Annotated in this window: 8 protein-coding genes and 1 pseudogene; 6 read left to right on the forward strand and 3 right to left on the reverse strand. The window is 56.8% G+C overall.

Annotated elements, in window-relative coordinates; translation table 11 throughout:
* Positions 1-91: 91 nt before the first annotated feature.
* From Q0F21_RS03290 to rplU, 3 genes are all read right to left on the reverse strand, one after another.
* On the reverse strand, positions 92-673 hold the full coding sequence (locus Q0F21_RS03290) for an NlpC/P60 family protein (RefSeq protein WP_297237386.1): 582 nt from the start codon (positions 671-673) through the stop codon (positions 92-94).
* A 197-nt stretch (positions 674-870) separates the two neighbouring features.
* Positions 871-1,140, reverse strand: coding sequence for a 50S ribosomal protein L27 (rpmA, locus tag Q0F21_RS03295; RefSeq protein WP_297130824.1), 270 nt, complete (start codon positions 1,138-1,140; stop codon positions 871-873).
* 52 nt (positions 1,141-1,192) lie between these two features.
* The gene (rplU, locus tag Q0F21_RS03300) at positions 1,193-1,510 is read right to left on the reverse strand and encodes a 50S ribosomal protein L21 (protein ID WP_297130822.1); all 318 of its coding nucleotides are present in this window, start codon (positions 1,508-1,510) and stop codon (positions 1,193-1,195) included.
* A gap of 441 nt (positions 1,511-1,951) precedes the next feature.
* On the opposite strand from rplU, the gene Q0F21_RS03305 reads away from it, so the two are divergent.
* The 6 genes and pseudogenes from Q0F21_RS03305 to Q0F21_RS03330 form a co-directional block, all read left to right on the forward strand.
* Positions 1,952-3,280, forward strand: coding sequence for a hypothetical protein (locus Q0F21_RS03305; protein WP_297237388.1), 1,329 nt, complete (start codon positions 1,952-1,954; stop codon positions 3,278-3,280).
* Positions 3,281-3,372: 92 nt separating this feature from the next.
* On the forward strand, positions 3,373-4,728 hold the full coding sequence (locus Q0F21_RS03310; protein ID WP_297237389.1) for a tetratricopeptide repeat protein: 1,356 nt from the start codon (positions 3,373-3,375) through the stop codon (positions 4,726-4,728).
* A gap of 29 nt (positions 4,729-4,757) precedes the next feature.
* Positions 4,758-5,522, forward strand: coding sequence for a hypothetical protein (locus tag Q0F21_RS03315; protein WP_297237391.1), 765 nt, complete (start codon positions 4,758-4,760; stop codon positions 5,520-5,522).
* Between the two features lie 19 nt (positions 5,523-5,541).
* Entirely contained in the window at positions 5,542-6,846 is a 1,305-nt protein-coding gene (locus Q0F21_RS03320; protein WP_297237393.1) for a hemolysin family protein, read from the forward strand.
* Positions 6,847-6,867: 21 nt separating this feature from the next.
* Positions 6,868-8,619: an aspartate--tRNA ligase gene (gene aspS / locus Q0F21_RS03325; RefSeq protein ID WP_297237395.1), complete on the forward strand. Its 1,752-nt coding sequence runs from the start codon at positions 6,868-6,870 to the stop codon at positions 8,617-8,619.
* Positions 8,620-8,695: 76 nt separating this feature from the next.
* Positions 8,696-9,984: pseudogene (locus Q0F21_RS03330) on the forward strand (glycoside hydrolase family 2 protein); the annotation flags it as partial.

Genomic DNA, 9,984 nt, shown 5'->3' on the forward strand with positions numbered 1-9,984 from the left:
GCATAGTCGTGGATCGGCATGGAGTCCACGAGTACGCCGTCCATATCGAGGAGGACCAGCTTCGGCTCCTCGGGTGGCAGTGGTGCGATCGTCATTTCTTTACCCTTCCGGCTCCGAGATAGGTCCTGCTGTAGTACGGCTCACTGAGACGGGAGATGATCACGCCGCTCCGGGTGGAGGCGTGGGCAAATTTTCCGTCACTGAGATAGACTCCCACATGGGAGGCTCGCCCGCCCCGCCTGTTGCGGATGTTGAAGAATACGAGATCTCCCTCCCTCAGATCTCCCCGCGAGACCCGCTGGGTCTGACTCATCAGGTCGGCGGAGGACTGTCGTCCGATATTGGTCTCGTAGACCGTCTGGTAGAGTCGGTAGACGAAGCCGGAGCAGTCTGTCCCTCGTCTCGAGGTCCCGCCGAAGCGGTACGGCGTGCGCAGCCAGTCGGCGACGAAAGCGTACAGACCCAGATCATCCTCCGGATAGGATACCTCCATGCCGAGCTTGCTCGAGATGCTCTCGCCGAGAGCCACCATCTCCGGGGAGGGCGTCGCTGCAGCCTCAGCCGCCTGCTCCGCAAAGTAGAGCGAACTGATCGGCCGCTTGGTGACGCTGCAGGAGGTCGTGCTGACAAACATCAGCGCAACGGCCAGGAGATAGAGTGGATTTCTTTTCATATCTGACAGTGATCCAGGGTAGGGCGAGGCGGACCGGCTCTCGGACCTTATAATATGAAGAGAAGCGTATGCTCAGCACTCATCTCATGGGGAGAATAGTGACGGAGCATACGCTTATGAGTTTAGTTGGCTAATGTTCTCTGATCGAAAACCTATGTCAGTAGGGTATCGTCCTGTAGAGCGAAGCCGAGTAGTGATCAGTTGGCGACGATCTCCTTCGCCTCCACGGAGACGATAGACTTGTCACCTGTCGTGGTGCGGAAGGCTACGACACCATCGGTAAGTGCATAGAGGGTATGATCCTTGCCCATACCTACATGCTCGCCGGGATAGTGGCGTGTGCCACGCTGGCGGACGATGATGTTGCCTGCCTTGACGACCTCGCCGCCAAACTTCTTGACGCCGAGTCGTTTGCTCTCTGATTCGCGACCGTTCTTGGTACTACCTACACCTTTCTTGTGTGCCATATCTTGTATTCAGTATAGTCTTTAGAGTGAGTAAATAACTGACTGTCTCAGATCATCCTACGATAGACTTGACCTGCAGCTGAGTGTACTGCTGACGATGGCCATTGAGCTTGCGGTAGCGCTTGCGACGCTTCTTGTGGAAGACCAGCACCTTATCGCCCTTGACGAGGGGTTCTACCACCTCGCAGGTCACCTTGGCACCCTCGATGGTGGGCGCACCTACGGTGACGTTGCCCTCGTTGTCCAGCAGCATGACGCGGTCAAAGTCTACCGTGTCGCCCTCCTTGACATCCTTCATGTGGTAGACGAAGAGCTTACCGCCCTCCTCGACCTTAAATTGCTGTCCCTGAATCTCTACGATTCCGTACATATTGCATTAGTTCTTAGAGTGATACCCGGCGGGTGAGATGCCTCTGTGCACCTGCTTATGCGACCCGATGCGGAGTATTTCAGGTGCAAAGGTACTGATTTCCTTTGACATCCCCTACTCATACCTTGTCGGACGGATCGGACAAGTCGGACGGGTCGGTCTTGTCCGACTCATCCGATGATCAGCATCTGTTAGCACCCTCAGGTTGGGAGAAATCTATTACCGGGTTTGGTGATCTCTATTACCGGGTTTAGTGATCTCTATTATCGGGTTTAGATATTCACCTGTTGGGAGCGCACTTTCCTTACCCCCGGTCTGCTGTCTCCGGGGGATTTGTCGGGGTGGGATTTGCGAAGCAATGTAGAATTACCGATATTTGTCGACGACTTTGTGTGGGTGCTATAGCTCGCATGAAGTGGACTAAACAAATCATCATCTCGTATGCTATCCCCGAGGATAAGACTTTACTCGACTGTCTTTACCATACTCACCCTGGGTCTCCTCAGCACCCCGCTGCAGGCTCAGGATGTGCAGTCCTCGCCGACCACTCGGTACGGCTATGGTCTCCCCGCCCACGCCACTCCTACTATCTGGCGGGGTATGGGGGGTGTCGGTATCGCCCTGAGCAACCCTAAGGCGATCAACTTTACCAACCCTGCTGCATTTGCCTCCACCGACTCCCTCTCCTTCCTGATGGATGTGGCGACATCAATGCACTTCGGTCAGTACCGGGATGCAACGGCCGATAAGCCCTCTCTGCAGGGCGGGCTGGACTATCTGGCGCTTCAGTTCCCCGTCTACGGCGATCGTGTGGCGGTGAGTATGGGACTGATCCCCTCCTTCTACACCGGCTATGGTATGGTCTCGACGCAGGGCGTGGAGGGCGACAGCGAGGAGGTGAAGTATGTACAAAACTTTACCGGCAGGGGCTCCTTCCAGACCGCTTACCTCGGTATCGGTGCCGAACTTGTGCGCAACCTTTATATAGGAGTCAGTGCCAAGTATCTATTTGGGTCGGAGACCCACTCCTGGACCCTGGTGCCAAACTTCTCCCAGCTCACGCAGAGTATGGAGACTCACCGTCTGAGGATTAGCTCCCTACAGGCAGAGGCTGGACTGCAGTACAGACTGCTCCTCCCCTCTCGATCCAAGGATCCCTCCACCGCCACGCGCGACCGGATCGTCCTCGGTGCCACCTACAGCCCCGGGCTCCCTCTGGATCCGGAGGCTACGCTGATCGTCAATCGGAATGTCAACTCTCAGACCCGCCCGGATATCGAGAATAAGAATCTGGTGCTGGAGACCTCGACCCCTCATACCATCGGTGTGGGGCTCGCGTGGGTGCGTCCGACGAAGTACGCCGTGTCGGCGGACCTCAAGACCTCACTCTGGAGCCGTGTACCCAATATCTTTGCTGGCGACGGACTGCAGCTGAGGGACAGCTACTATGCGGCAGCAGGATTTCAGATCCTCCCTGATCCCTACTCGAGCAACTACGGCAGGATGATCACCTACTCGGGCGGACTCAACTTCTCCACCTCCTACTACGAGGTGGCACCGATCGGACAGATGAAGTATATCGGTGCCTCCGTCGGCGTGGGGCTGCCGATCCTCCTCTATGGTCTGGAGCGCAACTCGGCACTCAATCTCTCGCTCGAGTACAAGCATGGACTGGCCGATAAGGCGAGTGGCTTCAGCAGCGATATGCTTCGGCTCACGCTGGGCTTTGCCTTCAATGAAACTTGGTTCCGCAAGCTCAAGATCTATTGATACAGTAAACCAATTCCGGATATTTTCGTCATAATTGTACCGATGAAGCATTCGGATAATCATATAGAAAACTAAAAATCAAACTCATATCAATGAAATCATTACTTTTTACCCTCGCACTGGGACTAGGTCTCTCGGCATATGCCGGCACCTATGTGACCCCCTCCATGACCGCTGAGCCTGATACGGCTGCTTGCGCGAAGAACACGAAGTTCTATAAGATCTACCTCAAGAGTAAGAACTACGTAGATGCCTACACCTTCTGGAAGCGCGTCTACGACGAGTGCCCTGCGCAGTCCAAGGACCTCTATATCCAGGGCGCTGAGATCCTCAACTGGAGAATCGAGAACGCCAAAACCCCCGAGGAGAAGAAGAAGGCCTACGAGGAGCTGATGGGGATGTACGACACCCGCATCAAGTACTTCGGCGACGATGAGGAGACTGGTGAGGACTATATCCTCGGCAGTATGATCTCCGATCAGCTCAAGTACTACCCGGACGAGGTGGACTATGTCAAGATGTATGATCGCCTCAAGCCGGTGATCGACAAGCGGGGCGCTAAGACCGACCCGCTGACGCTCTACTACTTTACCTACGCCTCGATGCTCCGCTCCTCACTGGACCCGAACTTCAAGGCTCAGTATGTAAAGGATCAGACCTACGTGGACAAGCTCTATGCTGAGGCTAAGGCAAGTGCCGAGGCGGCCGGTAATACGAGCCATGCCGAGGCGATCGCTAGCTACCAGGCTACCTCACTCCAGGCCTTTGCTGCCAGTGGTGCGGCCAGCTGCGACGTGATGGAGTCGATCTACGCTCCTCAGATCAAGGAGAAGAGCAGCGACAAGACTTTCCTCAAGGAGACGATCGCTCTCTTCCAGAGCGTCGGCTGTACAGAGAGCCCCTCCTACTACGCCGCCTCAGAGGCGATGTTTAATCTCGAGCCGAGCTCCTCTGCCGCCCTTGGTGTGGCTCGTAAGGCGCTCGCTGATAAGAATTATACCAAGGCTGAGGAGTACTATAAGAAGGCGATCGACCTCAGTACCGATGCGGACGAGAAGGGTGAGGCAAACTACGCCCTCGCCGTGATGTACTATGACCGTCACAGCTACGGCACCGCTCGTCAGTACTGCAACGCCGCTATGGCAGCGAAGCCGGGCTTCGGTGCGCCGATGCTCCTTATCGCCAGCATGTACGCCTCCAGCGCCAGCAGCATCTATCCGGATGATCCGGTGAAGCAGCGCGTCGTCTACTGCCTCGTCGTGGACAAGGCTGCCCGCGCCAAGTCTATGGATCCCAGTGTGGCAGCTCAGGCCAATAAGCTGATCGGCACCTACACGGCTGCCTATCCGGCTAAGGAGGATATCTTCATGCACCCCGACCTGCAGGAGGGGCAGTCCTTCACCGTAGGGGGATGGATCGGAGAGACGACCACGATCCGCGTACGCTGATCGGTCCCTGCACTTATCACTAAGCCCTTATGGAGGAGCCTGAGATAGGATCCTTATCGATACATAGTCAGAGTAAGAAGCCGGTGTACTCCACGATGTGGGGTCGCACCTGCTTCTTCTTTGTCTTACTCTCAGCCCTCCTGATGACCGGATGCAAGGGGCGTAAGTCGGATCTGGCAAGCCGGACCATCGACAGCCTCGAGTACACCTCGATCACTAAGGATGTGGTCACCTTCATCTCTGACAGTGGCGTAACGAAGTACAAGATGGTGACCGACCTGTGGCTCTCTCGGAGCGAACCTGAGGAGCAGTGGGTCTTCCCGAGTGGGCTCTATCTGGAGCAGTTTGACACCCTCTTCCATAAGCAGGCGTCGATCGTCTCTGACACTGCTTACTATCATGTGTCGCGCCACCTCTGGGAGCTGGTCGGGAACATCCATATCCTCAATCGGGAGGGGACGCAATTCTTCGGGAACCGTCTCTTCTGGGACGAGGACAATGAGCTGGTCTACTCGCATGACAGCATCCGGATCCTGAGGGGTCCTGGTGAGGAGCTGAGGAGTCGCTTTGGCTTCAAGAGCAATCAGTACATGACGAAATACGAGCTGTACGATACTGCCGGGCATATGGATGTCAATGAGGACGGGGAGGTGACCTCCGGTCCCGCCACTGCCACACCGGCCGACTCGGTGATGCGGCTGGACAGCGTCGCGCCGCCACCCATGCGACCGCGTGACTCGCTCCTGATGAAGCGGTCGCCCGGTAGGTCTAATCCCTATAGACCATCGAGATAGAGGGGAAGGTTATGTATCTTTGTCCGTCACGACTCCTACCGGAGTCGGAAACTACGATAAGTCGATGATCTACTTCTTCATAGTGCTCTGCGTGCTGCTCTCGGCCTTCTTTAGTGGGTCGGAGACCGCTTTCCTCACCTCAGATCGGCTGCAGGTGGAGCTGGATAGAGCGAAGCGGGGCATCGGACCGAGGGCTCAGACCTTCCTCTTCGACCGACCGGGGAAGTACATTACCACCGTCCTGGTGGCGAATAATGTGATCAACGTGATCTATGGGCTGCTCTTTGCCGCCCTCCTCGAGCCGGTACTTAAGCAGTGGATGACCAATGCCTTCCTCATCGTACTGATCCAGACGCTGATCTCTACCGCCGTGGTGATCGTCTTCGGGGAGTATGTCCCCAAGTCTGTGGCTAAGGCGAGGCCCAATGAGTATATGCAGCTTGCCTCGCTGCCTCTCACCTTTGCCTACTTCCTCTTCTATCCGATCACACTCCTCGCCGGTGGGCTGACGAATCTGATCCTGAAGCTCTTCGGTGCTGAGGGGAAGAGCAATGACCAGAATCCGCTCGGCAAGGTGGACCTCGACTACTACATCAGGCAGAATACCGCCGCACAGGACGATCCCATGGTGCAGCGTGAGGCGGTCCTGCTGCAGAATGCACTCGAATTCCCCGACATACAGGTGCGCGACTGTCTCGTGCCGCGCAACGAGCTCTCTGCGGTGGACGAAGAGACAACGATAGAGGAGCTGATGGAGCTCTTCATCAATACCGGGTACTCTAAGATCATCGTCTACCGCGAGACGATCGACAATGTGATCGGCTACATACACAGTACGGAGATGTTTCGCTGCCATAGGGATGGAAGCCGCTGGCAGGAGCATATCAAGGAGACGATCTATGTGCCGGAGACGCTGACGATCGAGAAGGTGATGCAGACGCTGCTCCTCCGGAAGCGCGGCCTTGCGATCGTGGTGGACGAGCTGGGCGGCACCTCCGGGATCGTCACCCTGGAGGATATCGTGGAGGAGATCTTCGGCGACATCGAGGATGAGCATGATACGGTCCATATCGTCATGCGTAAGGTGAGTGATGAGGAGTACATACTCTCCGGTCGTGCCGGACTGGATGATATTAATGATAAGTTTCAGATCGGTCTGCCTGAGGAGGAGGACTTCAAGACCATCGCCGGCTACATCCTGTCGGTGTGCCAGTCGATCCCCGGACGGGGAGAGGTGGTGGAGCTTTCCACACGATTTAGCGCAGAGATACTGAGAGCATCAGAGAATAAAATAATCCTCGTGCGGCTGCTCGTCCGGAGTTAGCCGCACACAGTGTGAGATATCATGTATAGAACAAAAACTTGTGGAGAGCTTCGCGCCTCCGACATAGGCTCCGAGGTGACGCTGGCGGGATGGGTCCAGCGGATACGTAAGATGGGCGGGATGACATTCATCGACCTGCGTGATCGGTATGGGATCACGCAGCTGGTCCTCGCCGAGAGCAGCAGTCATGAGCAGCTCGAGAAGGCATCCGAGATCGGGCGGGAGTATGTGATCCAGGCGGTGGGTACCGTCGTGGAGCGCTCCTCGAAGAACCCTAAGATGCCTACCGGTGACATCGAGATCGAGGTGAGTACACTCCGGATCCTCTCCGCCTCCGAGACCCCTCCCTTCACGATCGAGGAGGAGTCCGACGGGGGCGATGAGCTCCGGATGAAGTACCGCTACCTCGACATCCGTCGTCCCAATGTGGTGCGCAACCTTGCCCTCCGCCACCGGATGGCACAGCTGATCCGTCGCTACCTCGATGGGCAGCAGTTTATGGAGGTGGAGACGCCTTTCCTGATCAAGTCCACTCCGGAGGGCGCGCGAGACTTTATCGTTCCCTCGAGGATGAATCCGGGACAATTCTACGCCCTTCCTCAGTCCCCTCAGACCTATAAGCAGCTGCTGATGATCGCCGGTATCGACAGGTATTTCCAGGTGGTGAAGTGCTTCCGCGACGAGGACCTGCGAGCCGATCGTCAGCCGGAATTTACCCAGATCGACTGCGAAATGAGCTACGTCCATCAGGATGATGTGACCGACACCTTTGAGGGACTGAGCAAGTACCTATTCAAGGAGATCCTTGGCATCGAGCAGACGGAGCCTTACCTCAAGATGGACTGGCATGATGCGATGAAGTACTACGGCTCCGATAAGCCGGATATGCGCTTCGACATGAGGATCGTGGAGCTGAAGGAGACGATCACTGAGACCGGGTTTGGAGTCTTCGATGAAGCCTCCTATATCGGCGGTATCTGTCCCAAGGGCTGCGCCAGATATACTCGCAAGCAGCTCGATGAGCTGACTGACTACGTGAAGAGTCCGCAGGTGGGTGCCAAGGGACTGATCTATGCGCGCATCAATGAGGACGGCAGTGTCAAGAGCAGTGTCGATAAGTTCTACTCCGAGGAACAGAGAGCCAGACTGCGTGATGCGATGAAGGCAGAACCGGGCGATCTGATCCTGATCCTCTGTGGTGACGACGCGATAAAGTGCCGGACTCAACTGGGACGTCTCCGTCTCCAGATGGGACGCCGTGAGGGGCTGATGGATCCGATGAACTTCAAGTGCCTCTGGGTGGTCAATTTCCCGCTCTTTGAGTGGAGTGAGGAGGAGGGTCGCTTCATGGCGATGCACCACCCATTCACCATGCCGGTGGAGGAGGACATTCCGCTGCTGGAGACCGATCCCGGTAAGGTGCGCGCCTATGCCTACGATATGGTGATCAATGGTGTCGAAGTGGGTGGCGGATCGATCCGTATCCACGACACCAAGCTCCAGGATCGGATGTTCCATGCCCTCGGCTTCACTGAGGAGCGCGCACAGGAGCAATTTGGCTTCCTGATGAATGCCTTCAAGTACGGTGCACCGCCCCACGGAGGTATTGCCTACGGCTTTGACCGCTGGGTCTCCCTCTTTGCCGGACTGGACAGCATCCGAGACACGATCGCCTTCCCGAAGAATACCTCCGGACGCGACGTGATGGTCGATGCTCCTGCCACGGTGGACCAGAAGCAGCTGGATGAGCTGCATATTGCGCTTAAGAAGTAAGTCCCTATTCATATACAAGAGGAAGGTCAGCTGTCTCTGTCGGACGCAGATCTTCCTCTTTTTATTCATCATCCCTATGCTTGTCCGAAGAGCTCTCCTTGCCCTCTCTCTGCTCGCCCTCCTGCCGTCGCTCACCGCTCAGATCGTCCTGAGCCACTTCGACCTGACGGAGGAGGGACAGCCCGACTCCACCTCTGTCGCAGTGGAGATCCCCTCCATGGTGCAGCGAGACCTGCTCAGGCAGGGGATGATACCGCACCCCTTTGTCGGTACGAACGAGGACAGTGTCCAGTGGGTGAGCGATAGGGAGTGGGTCTACCGGACCACCTTTGAGCTGCCGAGCGAGGAGCTCTCCGGCTACCGGTTGCGCCTCCGGTGGGTAGACACTTTTGCTGAGGTCTATCTCAACGGCGCTTTGCTTGGTCGGACAGAAAATCTCTTTCGGATTTATACTTATAACCTCGACGGGCATCTAAGGACCGGAACCAATCGGCTGGTGATCCGCCTGCTCTCGCCGACGAAGATCGGTCAGCTCCTCTACGAGAGCAATGGATTCAATTACCCTGCCGATAATGATCGTGCTGCGATCTTCTATAGTCCCTACATCCGGACTGCTCCCTACCACTACGGGTGGGACTGGGCACCACGGCTGATCTCTATGGGTCTTTTTGCACCGCCCGTTGTGGAGCGAAAGGAGCGGCTTCATCCGGAGGACTTTTACGTCCGCAGTAAGATCGAGTGGAGCGGTACGGAGCCGAAGTCTGCGACCCTTATCGTAAGCGGTAGGGAGAGCGCACAGGGGGCATCCCTCACGCTTCTTGATCCGGATGGCGTTGAGTTGGAGCGAGCGGTAATGACGGGTGACTCGATCGCCTTCTCCATCTCGAGACCACGGCTCTGGATGCCACACGGCTGGGGAGAGGCAGAGCGGTACACGCTGGTCTATCAGGATGCAACAGGAGAGAGGGACAGCCTCCGGGTGGGGCTACGGGAGGTGCACCTCGATCAGACGGACGGGGCGTTCCGCTTTGTGATCAATCGCCGACCTTTCTACGCTAAGGGGGCCAATTACCTCCCGCACGACCGCCGAATGGGCGACCACGGGAGGAGCCTACAGCGGTTCTTCGTGGAGGACGTGCTGCCGGCGCACTTCAATATGTTGCGTGTCTGGGGCGGAGGGATCTACGAGACGGAGGAGTTTTACGAGCTGGCAGATCGCTACGGGATTCTGATCTGGCAGGACTTCCCCTTTGCCTGCACCACCTATCCGAGCGACCCTGCCTTTATGGAAAACGTGCGGTGCGAAGTGGCGGATCAGCTCTCGCGCCTCCGTAATCACCCCTCCCTGGCACTCCTCTGCGGCAA

Origin of the sequence: uncultured Porphyromonas sp. (assembly GCF_934359325.1) — a bacterium.
Classification (GTDB): domain Bacteria; phylum Bacteroidota; class Bacteroidia; order Bacteroidales; family Porphyromonadaceae; genus Porphyromonas_A.